The organism is Phenylobacterium sp., from assembly GCF_035569475.1.
Taxonomy (GTDB): domain Bacteria; phylum Pseudomonadota; class Alphaproteobacteria; order Caulobacterales; family Caulobacteraceae; genus Phenylobacterium.
Genome location: NZ_DATMNA010000038.1, coordinates 95965 through 111459 on the forward strand (window position 1 = coordinate 95965; position 15495 = coordinate 111459).

Here is a 15495-nt window from a genome sequence, read left to right on the forward strand (position 1 = left end):
GCCGCGCGGCGCGGTTAAGCCAAGCTGCGCCCTATGTCACGCGCTTGCGGGGCGAGCCATGCTTGCTTGAACGAAGGAGCGTCCACTATACCGGCGCCCACGCCTGCGCCCGGTTGCGGGCTCCTGAAAGGGTTTCAATGCTCGCCGCCATTCGCTCCTTCGCGAAATCCTGGGTCGCCACCCTGCTGTTTGGCCTGCTGATCGTCAGCTTCGTCGTTTTCGGGATCGGCAACCGCGACGTCTTCCGGCCGAGGTTCACCAATGCGGTGATCACCGCCGGCTCGCGCAGCATTTCGCCGGCGGAGTTCAAGCGCGCCTTCGACGGCTACAAGGCCCGCGTCGAGCAGCAGGTCGGCCGGCCGATCTCGGCGGAGTTGGCGGCGGAGAACGGCCTGGACCGCCAGGTGGTGGAGGGGCTGGCGACCAGCGAAGCCTTCGCCGAGGCGCTGAACCGCATGGGCATCCGCCCGTCCGACAAGCTGATCGCCGCGGAAATCCAGAAGATCCCCGCCTTCTTCGACCAGGTGACCGGCCGTTTCGACAAGACCGCCTACCAGCGCCGGCTGGCCGACAACGGCCTGACCCCGGTGGCTCTGGAAAGCCAGATCCGCGACCAGCTCGCCGAGCAGCACGCCGCCAGCGGCCTGATCGCGGGCCTGCGCACGCCGCGCGCCTACGCCGCGCTCGCGGCGATCTACACGCTCGAGAGCCGCGACATGGGCTATTTCCCCATCGAGCCCACCAGCGTGCCGCAGCCGGCCGCGCCCACCGACGCCCAGCTCACCGAGCTGATGAACGAGAACAAGGCCCAGCTCACCCGGCCGGAGTTCCGCACGCTGACGGTCGTGCGCTTCTCACCGACCCAGGTGGCGGCCAATGCGCCGGTCGATCCGGCGGAGCTGCAGAAGCGCTTCAACTTCCGCAAGGACACCCTGTCGACGCCCGAGACGCGGACGGTTATCCAGATCCCGGCCAGGGATCCCGCGACCGCCGCGCAGGTCGCCAAGGGCCTGGCCGGTGGGGCCGATCCGGCGCTCACCGCCAAGGCGGCCGGCGTCGAGGCGATCACCTACGCCAACAAGCCGCAGTCCGCGATCCCCGACAAGAAGGTCGCCGCCGCGGCCTTCGCCACGCCCTCGGGCCAGGTGGCCACGGTGAAGGGCGACCTGGGCCTGGCCGTCCTCAAGGTGCTGTCGGTCACCCCCGGCCGGGCGGTTACGCTGGAAGAGGTGAAGCCCGCGCTCGAGGCCGAGATCCGCAAGGACCAGGCCTCGGAGAAGGTCTACGCCCTGACCCAGGCCTATGACGACGCCCACCAGGGCGGCGCCAACCTCGCCGCCGCCGCCGCCAAGGCCGGCGTGCCCACTGCGACGATCGGGCCGGTCTCGCAAGGCGGCCGCGACCTGACCGGCCAGCCCGTCCCCGGCCTGAACCAGAAGCTGATGGAAGCCGCCTGGGCCCTGCCCGCCGGCGGCGAGAGCGAGGTCGAGGACGCCGGCAACGGCGAGTTCTTCGCCGTGCGGGTCGAGAAGGTCACGCCGGCCGCCCTGCCGCCCTTCGACGAGATCAAGCCGATGCTGGCCCGGGCCTGGACCCAGCGCGAGCTGGTGCGGGCCATGCAGGCCAAGGCCGACGGCCTCGTCGCGCGGATCAAGAAGGGCGAGAGCCTGGAGGCGGTCGCCGCCTCCGCTGGCTCCAGCGTCGTGCAGGTCCCCGGCATCGACCGCCGCAACGCCGGCCAGAACCAGACCCTGTCGCAGGACATGCTGGGCAAGCTCTTCACCTCGCGCCCCGGCGACGTCTTCACCGCCCAGAACAGCCACTTCGGCTTCGTGGTCGGCAAGCTGGAGGCGGTGCACGTCGGCGATACGGCCACCCTGGCGCAGACCGCCGAACAGATGCGCCCGCAGATGAGCAGCGGCTACATCCGGGAGCTGGGCGAGAGCGCCCACGTCGCCGCGCGTCGGAAGATCAAGGTGAACGTCGACGCCAACCGGGCGCGCGAAGCGATCGGCCTGGAGCCGATCGACCCGAAGAAGGCGGCCGCCGCGGGCCAGGCGGGCGCTCCGGGCAAGGCGCCGCTGGCGAAATGACCGTCGAGCCTGCGTATCCGGCTTTCGAGCAGGCATATCGGGCGGGGCGCCCACAGCTCGTCTGGACCCGCCTGATCGACGACCTGGAGACGCCGGTCTCGGCCTATCTGAAAATCGGGCACGGGCGGCCCTACGCCTTCCTGTTCGAGAGCGTGGAGGGCGGCGCCTTCCGCGCGCGCTACTCGATCATCACCCTCAATCCGGACCTCGTCTGGCGCTGCCACGGCGACCGGGCCGAGGTGGCCGAGGGCGAGGACATCGCCGCCGGCCGGTTCGCCCCCCAAGCCGGCGGGGCGCTGGACAGCCTGCGCGACCTGGTGGCGGCGTCTCGGATCGAGATGCCGGCCGGCCTGCCGCCGCCGTCCGCGGGCCTGTTCGGGGCCATCGGCTACGACATGATCCGGCTTGTCGAGCGGCTGCCCAACGTCAATCCCGACCCGCTGGGCCTGCCCGACGGGGTGATGACCCGGCCCTCGATCGTGGCGATCTTCGACGCCATCGCCCAGGAGATCGTCCTGGTGACGCCGGTCCGACCCGGGGCGGCCTCGGCCGAAGAGGCCTACGCCGTCGCGCAGGGCCGCATCCAAGCTGTGATGGCGGACCTGCGGCGGCCCACTCCGCCGCTGGCGGGCGACGGCGTTCCGGAGCCCGACGCCTTCACCTCGCCGGTCAGTCGCGAGCGCTATTGCGAGATTGTCGAGACGGCCAAGGATTACGTCCGGGCCGGCGACGTCTTCCAGGTGGTGCCGAGCCACCGGTTCCGCAGCCCCTTCAAGCGCGATCCCTTCGCCCTCTACCGGTCGCTGCGGCGGACCAATCCCTCGCCGTTCCTGTTCTATCTGAACTTCGGCGACTTCCAGCTGGCGGGGTCCTCGCCGGAGATCCTGGTGCGGCTGCGCGACGGCAAGATCACCATCCGGCCCATCGCCGGCACCCGGCCGCGCGGCGCGACGCCCGCCGAGGATGCGGCCCTGGAGCAGGAGCTGGTCTCCGACCCCAAGGAGCGCGCCGAGCACCTGATGCTGCTGGACCTGGGACGCAACGACGTGGGCCGGGTGGCGATGCTGAAGGCGGCCGGCGCCAACGAGCCCCCCCCGACGCGCCATGCCCCGCGGGTGCGGGTGACCGCGAGCTTCTTCGTCGAGCGCTACAGCCACGTGATGCACCTGGTCTCCAACGTCGAGGGCGACGCGCCGGACGGCCTGGATCCGGTCGACGTGGTGATGGCCGCCCTGCCCGCCGGCACGCTCTCCGGGGCGCCCAAGGTGCGGGCCATGGAGATCATCGACGAGCTGGAGATCGAAAAGCGCGGCCTGGGCTACGCCGGCGGCGTCGGCTACTTCGGCGCGGACGGGTCGGTCGATACCTGCATCGTGTTGCGCACCGCCCTCTTCAAGGACGGGACGATGTATGTCCAGGCCGGCGGCGGCGTGGTGGCCGATAGCGATCCCAACGCCGAATACGAAGAGACCCTCCACAAGGCCCGGGCCCTGCGCCGGGCCGCCGAGGAGAGCTGGCGCTTCGTCTAGCGCCCGCGCCGAAGCTATCGGCGACCTCGCCGCCGCGCGCGCTTCAGCTCGGCCAGGGTCGCGAGAAGGTCGTCGCCTTCGGGATAGCGGAAGTTCACGAACAGCCAGCCGTCGGGCCCGCGGGCGACCTGCGCGGTGACATCCGGCCGCGGCGACCGCCGGCCCGCTCGGACGCCGTGGACCTCCGCAAGCCAGGTCGCTCCGGCGCGGCGAACGTTCCCCACCTGATATTCCGGGTCCGGGTCCTGGCTGCCGAGGAACGGGTCGAAGTCGAGCCCGACCACCTCGTCGCGAACCCGCGCCGAGGCTCTCAGGTCCGCGCGCAGCGCATCGGCCAGCGGCTTCGAGAACGCGCGCGGCCTGTCCTTCAGCGCGACCTCGAACCCTGGACCGTCGGGATCGGTCATGTGGGCGAGATACCAGTCGTAGAAGGCCTGGACGAAGGCCGCCGGCGACGGATCGGGCGGCGTCGCGCCCAGGGCCGTGCGGCTCAGCGCGCCGGCCGACAGCGCGAGCGCGAGGACGTCCCGGCGTCGCCAGCCCGGCACGGCGGCCTATTTCACCCCGCGCTCGTGGCCCACGTGCTCGCTGGTCAGCGGCGGGGCCAGGATCATGGCGGTGGCGAAGGTCAGGGCCGAGGCCGCCAGCAGGCACGCCGCCCCCAGGACCGGCCATATCCGCTCACGCCGCTGGGGCGCTTCGAGCAAGGCGCGGGCGCGGGCCATCGCCTCGCGATCCAGGGCAGAATCGATGCCGACCATCCCCAAGGATCGCGCCGAGCCTTGCCCCGCGCAATCGGCGGCGCCACATGGCCGTCATTGTGCAGCGCAATATGGTCGTTCCGACCTGCGCCTGCCGCCTGGACGCCGCCGATCCCATGACCACAGCCCAACCGCGCCGCGTCCTGGTCCTGCAAGGCGGCGGGGCCCTGGGCTCCTACCAGGCCGGGGTCTATGAGGCGCTGAACCGCGCGGGGCCGGAGCCGGACTGGCTGGCCGGCATCTCGATCGGCGCGGTCAACGCCGCGATCATCGCCGGCAATGCGCCCGGGAAGCGCCTGGAGCGGCTGCAGGACTTCTGGAGCCTGGTGACCTCCGGCTGGTCCTTCGGGCCGCCCAACGGGACCGACCTCTTCCGCGGCCTGCTGGGCGACGCCAGCATCGGCTGGGCCATGGCCGCCGGCGTGCCGGGCTTCTTCTCCCCGCGGGCCGTCTCGCCATTGCTGCTCTCCAGCGGCGGGCCGGAGGCGCTGAGCTTCTACGATTCCGCTCCGCTCAGGGCGACGCTGGAGCGCCTGGTGGACTTCGACCGGATCAACGCGCGCGAGACCCGGCTCAGCGTAGGCGCGGTCAATATCCGCACCGGCAACTTCACCTATTTCGACAACGCCCATCAAAAGATCGGGCCGGAGCACATCATGGCCTCCGGCGCCCTGCCGCCTGGCCTGCCGCCGGTGGAGATCGAGGGCGAGTGGTATTGGGATGGCGGCCTGGTCTCCAACACCCCGCTGGAATACGTGCTCGACCAGGACCAGCAGGACGATCTGGTCGTCTACCAGGTGGACCTGTTCAACGCCCGCGGGCCGATGCCCAAGACCCTTCAGGAGGCGGCCGAGCGCGAGAAGGACATCCGCTTTTCCAGCCGCACCCGGCTGACCACCGACGCCCAGCTCAGGATCCACCGGCTGAAGACCAGTCTCGCCGGCCTGCTCAAGACCCTGCCGGAAGACAAGACCGAAGACCCGGAGATCAGGCTGCTCAGCGAGTTCGCCAAGGAGCCCTCGGTGATCGTCGTGCAACTGATCTATCGCGACCGCGCCTATGAGGGCAGCTTCAAGGACGTCGAGTTCTCGCGCCAGACCATGCTGGATCACTGGGCCTCGGGCCTGGCGGACGGCGAGCGCAGCGTGCAGCGCCGGACGCACAATCCGCCGAAACCCGGCCCCGGCGGCGCCGTCAGCATCGACCCCGGCCTCGACCCCAATCCCGACCGCTCAAACTCCGACAACAAGGACCCGCGCCCATGATCCTGAAATCCAAGACCGCCGTGGTCACCGGCTCGACCAGCGGCATCGGCCTGGCCATCGCCCGCGCGCTCGCCGCCGAGGGCGCCAACGTCCTGATCAACGGCTTCGGCAAGCCCGAGGACATCGAGAAGGAGCGCGCCGCCATCGAGTCGGAGTTCGGCGTCAAATGCATCCATTCGCCGGCCGACATGACCAAGCCGGCCGAGATCGCCGCCATGGTGGCGCTCGCGGAGACCACCTTCGGGGCGGTGGACGTGCTGGTGAACAACGCCGGGATCCAGTTCGTCTCGCCGATCGAGGACTTCCCGGTCGAGAAGTGGGACCAGATCCTCGCCATCAACCTGTCCTCGGCCTTCCACGCCATGCGCGCGGCGATTCCCGGCATGAAGACGCGCGGCTGGGGCCGGATCATCTCCACCGCCTCGGCCCACAGCCTGGTCGCCTCCCCCTTCAAGTCGGCCTATGTGGCCGCCAAGCACGGCATCGCAGGCCTGACCAAGACCGCGGCGCTGGAGCTCGCCACGCACGGCGTCACCGTGAACTGCATCAGCCCCGGCTATGTCTGGACGCCGCTGGTGGAGAACCAGATCCCCGACACCATGAAGGCCCGCAATATGACGCGCGAGCAGGTGATCAACGACGTCCTGCTGGACAGCCAGCCCACCAAGCAGTTCGTCACGCCTGAGGAGGTGGCCGCCATCGTGGTCTTCCTCTGCGGCGACGCGGCCAAGCAGATCACCGGGGCCAATCTGTCGGTGGACGGCGGCTGGACGGCGGAATAAGGCTCGCGTCAAGGAGCGGGCCGCTATGATCCTGGTGATCGATAACTACGACAGTTTCACGTACAATCTGGTTCATTACCTCAATGAGCTGGGCGCGGAGACGCATGTCGCGCGCAACGACGCCCTGACGGTCCGCGAGGCCCTGGGGCTGCGTCCGCAGGGCGTGCTGCTGTCCCCGGGCCCGAAGACGCCCAACGACGCGGGCATCTGCCTGGAGCTGCTGGCGGCCGCGCCGGCCGATCTGCCGATCTTCGGGGTCTGCCTGGGCCACCAGGCGATCGGCCAGGCCTATGGCGGCGAGGTGATCCACGCCAAGGCCCTGATGCACGGCAAGACCAGCCAGATCCACCACGAGGGCAAGGGCGTTTTCGCCGGCCTCAAGGCCCCCTTCACCGCCACGCGCTACCACAGCCTGTCGGTCCGCAAGGAGGACCTGCCGGCGGATCTCGAAGTCACCGCCTGGACCGAGGACGGCGAGATCATGGGCGTGCAGCACAGGAGCCGGCCCGTGCACGGCGTGCAGTTCCACCCCGAATCCATCGCCACCGAATGCGGCTACGACCTGCTGGCCAACTTCCTCGAGATCGCCGGCGTGAGGCGCCTGGCCCAGGCCTGATCGCGCGCACATGTCCGACACCTTCAAGCCCCTGCTGAGCCTGCTGGCGGACGGCGGCACCCTGTCGGAGGACAACGCCGGGGACTTCTTCGCCGCCTGCCTGCGCGGCGAACCGACGCCCAGCCAGGTGGGCGCGGCGCTGACCGCCATGCGGATGCGCGGCGAGACCCTGGGCGAGATCGTCGCCTGCGCGCGGGCCATGCGACGGGCCGCCGTCCACATCGAGCCCAAATTCCCGACCATCGACGTCTGCGGGACCGGCGGCGACGGCCAGCACACCCTGAACGTCTCCACCGCCGTGGGCTTCGTCGCGGCGGGCGGCGGCCTGAAGGTCGCCAAGCACGGCAACCGGGCGCTGTCCTCGAAGTCGGGCACGGCCGACGTGCTGAGCGAACTCGGGGTCGACATCGCCATGCCTGCGGACCGCCAGCTCAACGCGCTGGACGAGGCCGGCATCTGCTTCATGTTCGCCCCGGCGCATCACGGCGCCATGCGCCACGTCTCGCCGGTCCGCGCCGAGCTGGGCTACCGGACCATCTTCAACCTGCTCGGCCCGCTGACCAACCCGGCGGGGGCCCAGCGCCAGGTGGTGGGCGTCTTCGCCGAGCGCTGGGTGGCCCCGCTGGCCGAGGCGCTCAAGGCCCTGGGCTCGGAGCGCGCCTGGGTGGTGCACGGCGGCGGCCTCGACGAGATGACCACGACGGGCGAGACCAGCGTCGCCGAACTGCGCGACGGCCAGGTGCGCCTCTTCACCGTCACGCCGGAAGCGGTCGGCCTGCCCCGCGCGGCGCTGGCCGACCTGACCGGCGGGACGCCCAAGCAGAACGCCGCGGCGCTCCGCCAACTGCTGGCCGGGCAAAAGGGCCCCTATCGGGACATCGTCCTGCTGAACGCCGCCGCCGCCTTCCTGGTGGGCGAGACCGTCGAGACCCTGCGCGAAGGCGTCGAGCTGGCCGCCGCGGTGATCGACGACGGCCGCGCCCAGGGCGCGCTGGACAAGCTCCGGAGCCTGGGCGGCGCATGAGCGACATCCTCGATCGGATCGCCGCCTACAAGCGCGAGGAGGTGGCGGCGCGAAAGGCCGCCCGGCCCCTCGCCGCCGTCGAAGCCGCGGCCCGCGAAGCCTCCGAGCCGCGCGGCTTCCGCGCCGCCCTCGAGCGGGCCCACGGCCCGGGCCGCCTGGCGCTGATCGCCGAGATCAAGAAAGCCTCGCCCTCGCGCGGGGTGATCCGCGAGGATTTCCACCCGGCCGCCCTGGCCCGCGCCTACGAGGCCGGCGGCGCGGCCTGCCTGTCCGTGCTGACCGACACGCCGAGCTTCCAGGGCGCCGACGACTACCTCGTGACCGCCCGGACGGCGGTCGGCCTGCCCTGCCTGCGCAAGGAGTTCCTGGTCGATCCCTGGCAGGTGGCCGAGAGCCGCGCGCTCGGAGCCGACGCTGTCCTGGTGATCCTGGCCATGGTGGACGACACCCTCGCCTCCGACCTGATGGAGGCCGCCCACGCCCACGGGATGGACGTGCTGGTGGAGACGCACGACGCTTCCGAGCTCGCGCGCGCCGCCGCCCTGAAGGCCAACCTGGTGGGCGTCAACAACCGCGACCTGCGCACCTTCGACGTCGACCTGGCGATCACCGAGCGACTGGCCGCCGCCGCGCCGGCCGGCGCCTTGCTGGTCACCGAAAGCGGCATCTTCACCCCGGCCGACGCCGCGCGCCTGGAACGGTCGGGCGCCAAGGCCATGCTGGTGGGAGAAAGCCTGATGCGGCAGGCCGATGTGGCCGCCGCCACCCGGGCCCTGCTCGCCGCCTGAGTCGGCCAGGCGCGAAACGTCCCTCCGGAAATTCCGCTTAAGTTTCAGGGTCGCGAGCCGTAACTTGACATTAATGCGGAACACCTAGAGAACATCGACAGCGTTTGCGCTTTGTTCTCCGGCGCCTCAACCAAGGGTCCGTTCGATGCTCACCCGTAAGCAACACGAACTGCTCATGTTCATCCATGAGCGGATCAAGGAAAGCGGCGTATCGCCCTCCTTCGACGAGATGAAGGAGGCGTTGGACCTGGCCTCGAAATCCGGCATCCACCGGCTGATCACCGCGCTCGAGGAACGTGGCTTCCTGCGCCGCCTGCCGCACCGGGCCCGGGCGCTGGAGGTGGTGAAGCTGCCGCAGCAGGCCACCATGGCCGCGCCGCCCAAGGGTCGCGCGCCGTTCAAACCGCAGATCGTCGACGGAGGTCCCGCCATGCCGGCGGCCGCCAACGACACCCGCGACCTGCCGATCCTCGGCAAGATCGCCGCCGGCACGCCGATCGAGGCGATCCAGCAAGAGCGCGACCGCATTCCGGTGGCCGAGAGCATGCTAGGCGCCGGCGAGCACTTCGTCCTGGAGATCCAGGGCGATTCGATGATCAACGCCGGCATCCTGGACGGCGATTTCGTGGTCATCCGCAAGGGGGACACCGCCACCTCCGGCGACATTGTCGTGGCCCTGGTGATGGGCGAGGAAGCCACCCTGAAACGCCTGCGCCGCAAGGGAGCGTCGATCGCGCTGGAGGCGGCCAATCCCGCCTACGAGACCCGCATCTTCGGCCCCGACCAGGTGGCTGTGCAGGGCAAGCTGGTCGGCCTGATCCGCCGTTACCACTAACCGCTGTCTCCTCCGCGGGATTCAGGGCAACCTCGACCTTGGCCCGACGTTTCGATCGGGCTGGGTGGGCCGCGTAGCCATGGCCCACGAATGAGAAGGCTTCGCGCCTTCGCGAAGTCCCAAGGGAGAGACCAAACCATGCGCTTCATTACGCTTTCGGCGATCGCCGCCCTGAGTCTGGCCGTTGCGGCCTGCAACAAGCCGGCGGAAAAGGCCGCGGAGGACACCACCAAGGCCAACGCCGAATCCGCCGCCGCGAGCTCGGCGGCCACCACCGCCGCGAAGGACGCCTCGGCCGCGGCCGCTGCGCCGACCGCTGATGCTGCCAAGACCGACGCCGCGGCCGCCACGGATGCCTCGAAACAGGCCTCGGCCCACGCCGATAAGGCCGCCGACGCCAGCAACGCCGCCGCCAAGGACACGGCCAAGGCCAATAAGGACGCGGCCAAGAAGTAAGGTCGCCTTCGGAGCCTCGGCCTGGACGGCCGGGGCTCCTTCCGCGCGCTCAGGGCGCGGCGTGGTAGGTGAACTCCACGAGAAACACCCGTTCGCCCGGCCCGTGCTTGGCCACCTTCAGCAGATCGACAACGCCGAGGAATCCCGACCTGCGGGCCAGGTCCGGCGTGACGTCCTCCAGCGAGATCTCGCGGATCGCGGTCACTTCGATGTGGCCCGCGCCGAGCGCGTAGCGCCCGCCCACCTTCACGTGGGCGCTGCGCCAGATGCGCACGCTACAGGTGACCTCGCCGCGCATGACCGGCTCGCGCAGGTGCTTGGTGAACATCATGGGACCAACCGCGGATCCGGCCCCCAGGTCCACGGACGGCGGCCGCGCAGGTCCTGCGCCCAGGCGATGCGCCACCGGCCCGGCCCCTGCCGCCAGAGCTCGGCCGAGCCGCCGCGGGCGAAGTCAGCCCCGGTCAGCACCAGGGGCGCGGCGCAGCTCTCCGGCGGAAAATCGTTGCGCAGGACCACCAGCTCGGCCGACCCGCACATCTGCGCGAAGCGCCCCTCTTTCAGCGGCCGCTTGAGGTTCCAGGCCGAGGCGACCTTGAGCGGCGCGGTGGCGAGCGGGGTGCAGCTCCAGTGGTCGCAGTCGTAGGCCGCATCGCGCGCCGCCGGCGTGGTCTGCGGCTCCAGCCCCCTGCGGCGCGCCCACAGCTCCGCGCCGAACAGCTTCACGTCGGGGCGGAAGAGCACGGCGTCCTTGCCCGAACGCACCGCGACGGCGGAGCCCGCGCCGTCCACCCAGACGTCCGGCGTCGGCGGCCGCGGCGCGAGGTTCACAGCGAGCGCCAGGGGCAGGCCCAGCCAGCGCAGGCGACCCTTCCACAGGCACAGCCACAAGAGCCCGAGGAACGCCGCCGGCAGGGCCCACTGCGGCCCGCTGGCGACATTGAGCTGGGCATAGGGCGCGGTGGCGGCGATGTGTGCGACGCGGTTCATCAGGTCGATGGCGAAGCCGGCCACCTTCAGCGGCCATTCGCCCAGCCCGAACGGCGCCAGGACCGCGCCGATCGCCAGCCCCGGCATCATCAGGAACCCGGAGATCGGCTCGGTCACCAGGTTGGAGATCAGGCCCCAGGTAGAGACCCGGTTGAAGTCCTGCATGGCGAAGGGGCCGGTGGCCGTGCCGGCCACGAAGCTGGCCGCCGCGCCGGCCGCCAGCCAGGTCCAGAAGCCCTGCACGATGCGGATCGGCCAGGGCGTGTTGATCTCCCGCACCGGATGCGGCCAGACCTCGGCCAGGGCCACCAGGGCGGCGGTGGCGGCGAAGGACATCTGGAACCCCGGCTGGGTCACCGCTTCGGGCTGCAGCAGCAGGACCACGAGGGCCGCGAGCGCCAGGGCGTGCAGGCTGATCGCCTGGCGGTCGAACAGGATCGCGCCGAACGCCACGGCGGCGGTCACCGCGGACCGCTCGGCCGGCGGCGGCCAGCCGGAAAGCACCAGATAGGCCAGGACGGCGGCAAGCGCCGCGCCCGCCGCCAGCTTCTTGCCCGGGACCCGCAGAGCCAGCCAGGGCCAGGCGGCGATCCCGAACCTCAAGAGGGCGAAGACGAAGCCCCCGACGATGGCCATGTGCAGGCCGCTGATCGAGATGATGTGCGCCAGGCCCGCGGCGCGCAGGTCGTTGACCTCGTCCTTGGGGATGAACGCGTCGTGGCCGGTCGTCATGGCCGCGGCCAGCCCGCCGCTCTGGACGCCCAGGGTGTCGACGATGCGGCGGGTCAGGGCCCAGCGCAGGGCGTTGATCCGCATGGTCAGCCGCAGCCGCGCGGGCGGCGGCGCGTCCGGATACCAGGTCTGGACGGGCCCCAGCGCAAAGCCCACCCCGCCGACGCTCTGGAAATAGGCGTCGCGCGCGAAGTCGTAGGAGCCGGGGCTGGCCGGTTGCGGCGGGGTGTTGATCACCGCCAGCAGGCTGATCGGCTCGCCCGGCGCCGGGAGATAGCCGCCGCGCAGCGTCACCCGGACCCGGATCGGGGTCGCGGCCGGCGCCCAGCTCCCGATGCGCGCAGGTGCGACCAGCAGGCGCGGGCCGCCCTGCCCCGGGCTGACGACGTCGACCACCCAGCCCTGCAGCCGCTGCGGGCGGGTGTCCTGGCTCGCTACCGGCGCCTTGGCGCCCTCGGTGCGCAGCTTGGCCATGGAGAAGCCGCCCAGCGCGCAGGCGGCCAGCACCAGCGCCGCCGTCAGCGCCCGCGCGCGGCTCCATCGGCTCGCCCCCAGGATCAGGGCGGCGGCGACCGCGACGCCTGCAAGGCCCACCCAGGCCTGCGGCTCGCGCAGCAGGGCGAAATAGGCGCCCGCGCCGCAGCCGAAAGCCACCGGCGTCCACAGGGTCCAGCGGTCCGCCTGCCGCGCCGCCTGCTCGGCCAGCCACCGCATGGCGCCGCCGAGGCTAGGACGGGGCTTGGGGCGCGTGCTAAGAGGCGCCGCCCCGGCGTCCCCCGCCGCGGCGTCTCCAGGTTTTTCAATCTCGATGTCCGACAGCCCCGTCGTCACCCGGATCGCCCCCTCGCCCACCGGCGCCATGCACATTGGTACGGCCCGGACGGCGCTGTTCAACTGGCTTTATGCGCGCCACACCGGCGGCAAGTTCCTGTTGCGCATCGAGGACACCGACCGCGAGCGCTCGACGGCGGAGGCGGTGCAGGTGATCTTCGACGGCCTCGCCTGGCTGGGGCTCGAGGCGGATGAGACGCCGGTCTTCCAAGCGAGTCGCGCCGAGCGCCACCGCCTGGCCGTCGACCAGATGCTGGCCCGCGGCTCGGCCTATCGCGACTACATGACTCCCGACGAGCTGGAGGCCGAGCGCACCAGTGCCCGCGCCGAAGGCCGGGTCGTCCGCTCGCCCTGGCGCGACCTTTCGCCCAACGACGCGCCGGACCGGCCGTTCGTGGTGCGCCTGAAGTCGCCGCTTGAGGGCGAGACCCTGATCGACGACCAGGTGAAGGGGCCCGTGCGGTTCCAGAACAAGGACCTGGACGACCTGATCCTGCTGCGCACCGACGGCACGCCGACCTACAACCTCGCCGTCGTGGTCGACGACCACGAGATGGGCGTGACCCATGTGATCCGCGGCGACGACCACCTGAACAACGCCGCGCGCCAGACCCTGATCTACCAGGGCCTGGGCTGGACCCCGCCGGTCTGGGCGCACCTGCCGCTGATCCACGGACCCGACGGGACCAAGCTCTCCAAGCGCCATGGCGCGCAGGCGGTCAGCGAGTTCGCCGACATGGGCTACCTGCCCGAGGCCATGCGCAACTACCTGGCCAAGCTCGGCTGGGGCCATGGCGACGACGAGATCTTCTCCGACGAGCAGGCCGTGGGGTGGTTCGACATCAAGGACGTGGTGGGCGCCCCGGCGCGGCTGGACTGGGACAAGCTGAACCACCTCAACAACCACTACATCCGCCAGGCCGATCCGGCGCGGTTGGCGGGGCTGGTGGCGGCGATCCACAGGAGCCGCGACTTTCCCCTGCACGACGACCACATCGCGCTCCTGACCCACGTCATCCCCTTCGTGCGCGACGGGGCCAAGACGACGCTGGAGCTGGCCGACGCCACGGTCTTCGCGCTGCGCCGCCGGCCGCTGGAGATGACCGACAAGGCCCGCGACCTGGCGACCGATGCGGAGTTCCGCGAGCGGCTGGGCCGCCTGCGCCAGGCCCTGGACGCGGCGCCCGCCTGGGACGTTCAGACCCTGGAAGGCGTCAACCGCGGTTTCGCCGAAAGCGAGGGTGTCGGCCTGGGCAAGATCGGGCCCGGATTGCGCGCCGCGCTCTCGGGCGGAGCGCCTGCGCCGGACCTCGCCGGCGCCCTGGTTGCGCTCGGAAAAGCCGAAAGCCTGGCTCGCCTCGACGATGCGCTTTCGCTTGGCGGCTAACGCGCTATAAGCCGTCCGAACAAACGTTTCAGTCAAGGTATCCGAAGAGGACAGGCATGGCCGACACAGCGAAGATCAGCATCGGCGGCAAGACCATCGACCTGCCCATCCTGAAGGGCACGACGGGTCCGGACGTCATCGATATCCGCAAGCTCTACGCCGAGAGCGACGCCTTCACCTACGATCCGGGCTTCACCTCGACCGCGAGCTGCGAAAGCAAGATCACCTACATCGACGGCGACGCCGGCATCCTGCTGCACCGTGGCTACAAGATCGGCGAGCTGGCCGAGAAGTCGACCTTCCTCGACACCTGCTACCTGCTTCTGCACGGCGAGCTGCCGAACGCTGCGCAATATTCCGAGTTCGAGCACACGATCACCTATCACACCATGCTGCACGAGCAGTTCGATAGGTTTTTCCAGGGCTTCCGCCGGGATGCTCACCCGATGGCGATCATGACCGGCGCCGTCGGGGCGCTGTCGGCCTTCTATCACGACTCCACCGACATCACCGATCCCGAGCAGCGGATGATCTCGGCCCATCGCCTGATCGCCAAGATGCCGACGATCGCGGCGCGGGCGTTCAAGTACTTCCAGGGCCAGCCCTTTGTGCACCCGCGCAACGATCTCTCCTACGCGGAGAACTTCCTGCGCATGTGCTTCTCGGTCCCGGCCGAGGACTGGAAGCCCAATCCGGTGCTGACCAAGGCGATGGACCGGATCTTCATCCTCCACGCCGACCACGAGCAGAACGCCTCGACGTCCACGGTGCGCCTGGCCGGGTCGTCGGGCGCCAACCCCTTCGCCTGCATCGCCGCCGGCATCGCCTGCCTCTGGGGGCCCGCGCACGGCGGGGCCAACGAAGAGGCGCTCAACATGCTCAAGGAGATCGGGACGGTCGACCGGATCCCCGAGTACATCCAGGGCGTGAAGGACCGCCGCTACCGGCTGATGGGCTTCGGCCACCGCGTCTACAAGAACTACGACCCCCGCGCGACGGTGATGCAGAAGACCTGCCACGAGGTGCTGGCCGAGGTCGGGGACGCCGACGATCCGCTGCTGAAGGTGGCCCTGGAACTGGAGCGCATCGCGCTCTCGGACGAGTACTTCATCGAGCGCAAACTCTACCCGAACGTGGACTTCTATTCGGGCATTACCCTGCGCGCCCTGGGCTTCCCGGCGGAGATGTTCACGGTGCTGTTCGCCGTGGCCCGCACCGTCGGCTGGATCAGCCAGTGGAAGGAGATGATCGAGGACCCGGCCTACAAGATCGGCCGTCCCCGCCAACTCTACACCGGCGCGCTCGAACGCCCCTACATGCCGGTCGACAAGCGCGCCTGATACGATTGACATCACGCCGTTATGGGCAGGTCCTGGGCGCGGGCGGGTATTCCATCCGCCCGCAAC

15 protein-coding genes are annotated in these 15495 nt (G+C 70.5%); 11 read left to right on the plus strand and 4 right to left on the minus strand.

Annotated elements, in window-relative coordinates; genetic code table 11:
* Positions 1-137 precede the first annotated feature (137 nt).
* Together VNW53_RS06070 and trpE are read left to right on the plus strand one after the other, a co-directional pair.
* The gene (locus VNW53_RS06070; protein ID WP_325554253.1) at positions 138-2093 is read left to right on the plus strand and encodes a peptidylprolyl isomerase; all 1956 of its coding nucleotides are present in this window, start codon (positions 138-140) and stop codon (positions 2091-2093) included.
* Entirely contained in the window at positions 2090-3622 is a 1533-nt protein-coding gene (trpE, locus tag VNW53_RS06075; RefSeq protein ID WP_325554255.1) for an anthranilate synthase component I, read from the plus strand. The genes VNW53_RS06070 and trpE overlap by 4 nt, the downstream gene beginning before the upstream one ends.
* Positions 3623-3636: 14 nt before the next feature.
* Here trpE and VNW53_RS06080 read toward each other — a convergent pair whose 3' ends face one another.
* Positions 3637-4170: a hypothetical protein gene (locus VNW53_RS06080; RefSeq protein ID WP_325554257.1), complete on the minus strand. Its 534-nt coding sequence runs from the start codon at positions 4168-4170 to the stop codon at positions 3637-3639.
* Positions 4171-4176: 6 nt separating this feature from the next.
* Positions 4177-4347: a hypothetical protein gene (locus VNW53_RS06085; protein WP_325554259.1), complete on the minus strand. Its 171-nt coding sequence runs from the start codon at positions 4345-4347 to the stop codon at positions 4177-4179.
* Positions 4348-4430: 83 nt separating this feature from the next.
* Between VNW53_RS06085 and VNW53_RS06090 the strand changes: the two genes are divergently transcribed.
* The 7 genes from VNW53_RS06090 (at position 4431) to VNW53_RS06120 (ending at position 10149) form a co-directional block, all read left to right on the plus strand.
* The gene (locus VNW53_RS06090) at positions 4431-5648 is read left to right on the plus strand and encodes a patatin-like phospholipase family protein (protein WP_325554261.1); all 1218 of its coding nucleotides are present in this window, start codon (positions 4431-4433) and stop codon (positions 5646-5648) included.
* Positions 5645-6430 (plus strand): 3-hydroxybutyrate dehydrogenase, encoded by a 786-nt coding sequence (locus VNW53_RS06095; RefSeq protein WP_325554262.1) that lies wholly within the window; start codon positions 5645-5647, stop codon positions 6428-6430. Before VNW53_RS06090 ends, VNW53_RS06095 begins: the two co-directional genes overlap by 4 nt.
* 25 nt (positions 6431-6455) lie before the next feature.
* On the plus strand, positions 6456-7046 hold the full coding sequence (locus VNW53_RS06100; RefSeq protein WP_325554264.1) for an aminodeoxychorismate/anthranilate synthase component II: 591 nt from the start codon (positions 6456-6458) through the stop codon (positions 7044-7046).
* Between the two features lie 10 nt (positions 7047-7056).
* A complete protein-coding gene (gene trpD / locus VNW53_RS06105; protein WP_325554265.1) occupies positions 7057-8070 on the plus strand; it encodes an anthranilate phosphoribosyltransferase in 1014 nt (337 codons plus the stop codon).
* The gene (trpC, locus tag VNW53_RS06110; RefSeq protein WP_325554266.1) at positions 8067-8858 is read left to right on the plus strand and encodes an indole-3-glycerol phosphate synthase TrpC; all 792 of its coding nucleotides are present in this window, start codon (positions 8067-8069) and stop codon (positions 8856-8858) included. Before trpD ends, trpC begins: the two co-directional genes overlap by 4 nt.
* Positions 8859-9003: 145 nt before the next feature.
* A complete protein-coding gene (lexA, locus tag VNW53_RS06115; RefSeq protein WP_325554268.1) occupies positions 9004-9693 on the plus strand; it encodes a transcriptional repressor LexA in 690 nt (229 codons plus the stop codon).
* Between the two features lie 138 nt (positions 9694-9831).
* The gene (locus VNW53_RS06120; RefSeq protein ID WP_325554270.1) at positions 9832-10149 is read left to right on the plus strand and encodes a hypothetical protein; all 318 of its coding nucleotides are present in this window, start codon (positions 9832-9834) and stop codon (positions 10147-10149) included.
* A 49-nt stretch (positions 10150-10198) separates the two neighbouring features.
* Here VNW53_RS06120 and VNW53_RS06125 read toward each other — a convergent pair whose 3' ends face one another.
* Together VNW53_RS06125 and VNW53_RS06130 are read right to left on the minus strand one after the other, a co-directional pair.
* The gene (locus tag VNW53_RS06125) at positions 10199-10480 is read right to left on the minus strand and encodes a hypothetical protein (protein WP_325554271.1); all 282 of its coding nucleotides are present in this window, start codon (positions 10478-10480) and stop codon (positions 10199-10201) included.
* On the minus strand, positions 10477-12585 hold the full coding sequence (locus tag VNW53_RS06130) for a ComEC/Rec2 family competence protein (protein ID WP_325554272.1): 2109 nt from the start codon (positions 12583-12585) through the stop codon (positions 10477-10479). Before VNW53_RS06130 ends, VNW53_RS06125 begins: the two co-directional genes overlap by 4 nt.
* Before the next feature lie 94 nt (positions 12586-12679).
* On the opposite strand from VNW53_RS06130, the gene gltX reads away from it, so the two are divergent.
* Positions 12680-14089 (plus strand): glutamate--tRNA ligase, encoded by a 1410-nt coding sequence (gene gltX, locus VNW53_RS06135; RefSeq protein ID WP_325554273.1) that lies wholly within the window; start codon positions 12680-12682, stop codon positions 14087-14089.
* Between the two features lie 56 nt (positions 14090-14145).
* Positions 14146-15429: a citrate synthase gene (gene gltA, locus VNW53_RS06140; RefSeq protein ID WP_325554275.1), complete on the plus strand. Its 1284-nt coding sequence runs from the start codon at positions 14146-14148 to the stop codon at positions 15427-15429.
* Positions 15430-15495 lie beyond the last annotated feature (66 nt).

What these genes read in the sequence shown, in the direction of transcription:
- trpD (WP_325554265.1), top strand. Translation starts at nt 7,057, where the DNA reads ATGTCCGACACCTTCAAGCCCCTGCTGAGCCTGCTGGCGGACGGCGGC.
- trpE (WP_325554255.1), top strand. Translation starts at nt 2,090, where the DNA reads ATGACCGTCGAGCCTGCGTATCCGGCTTTCGAGCAGGCATATCGGGCG.
- VNW53_RS06090 (WP_325554261.1), top strand. Translation starts at nt 4,431, where the DNA reads ATGGCCGTCATTGTGCAGCGCAATATGGTCGTTCCGACCTGCGCCTGC.
- VNW53_RS06120 (WP_325554270.1), top strand. Translation starts at nt 9,832, where the DNA reads ATGCGCTTCATTACGCTTTCGGCGATCGCCGCCCTGAGTCTGGCCGTT.
- VNW53_RS06095 (WP_325554262.1), top strand. Translation starts at nt 5,645, where the DNA reads ATGATCCTGAAATCCAAGACCGCCGTGGTCACCGGCTCGACCAGCGGC.
- VNW53_RS06070 (WP_325554253.1), top strand. Translation starts at nt 138, where the DNA reads ATGCTCGCCGCCATTCGCTCCTTCGCGAAATCCTGGGTCGCCACCCTG.
- lexA (WP_325554268.1), top strand. Translation starts at nt 9,004, where the DNA reads ATGCTCACCCGTAAGCAACACGAACTGCTCATGTTCATCCATGAGCGG.
- gltA (WP_325554275.1), top strand. Translation starts at nt 14,146, where the DNA reads ATGGCCGACACAGCGAAGATCAGCATCGGCGGCAAGACCATCGACCTG.
- VNW53_RS06100 (WP_325554264.1), top strand. Translation starts at nt 6,456, where the DNA reads ATGATCCTGGTGATCGATAACTACGACAGTTTCACGTACAATCTGGTT.
- VNW53_RS06130 (WP_325554272.1), bottom strand. Translation starts at nt 12,585, where the DNA reads ATGCGGTGGCTGGCCGAGCAGGCGGCGCGGCAGGCGGACCGCTGGACC.
- gltX (WP_325554273.1), top strand. Translation starts at nt 12,680, where the DNA reads ATGTCCGACAGCCCCGTCGTCACCCGGATCGCCCCCTCGCCCACCGGC.
- VNW53_RS06125 (WP_325554271.1), bottom strand. Translation starts at nt 10,480, where the DNA reads ATGATGTTCACCAAGCACCTGCGCGAGCCGGTCATGCGCGGCGAGGTC.
- trpC (WP_325554266.1), top strand. Translation starts at nt 8,067, where the DNA reads ATGAGCGACATCCTCGATCGGATCGCCGCCTACAAGCGCGAGGAGGTG.
- VNW53_RS06085 (WP_325554259.1), bottom strand. Translation starts at nt 4,347, where the DNA reads ATGGCCCGCGCCCGCGCCTTGCTCGAAGCGCCCCAGCGGCGTGAGCGG.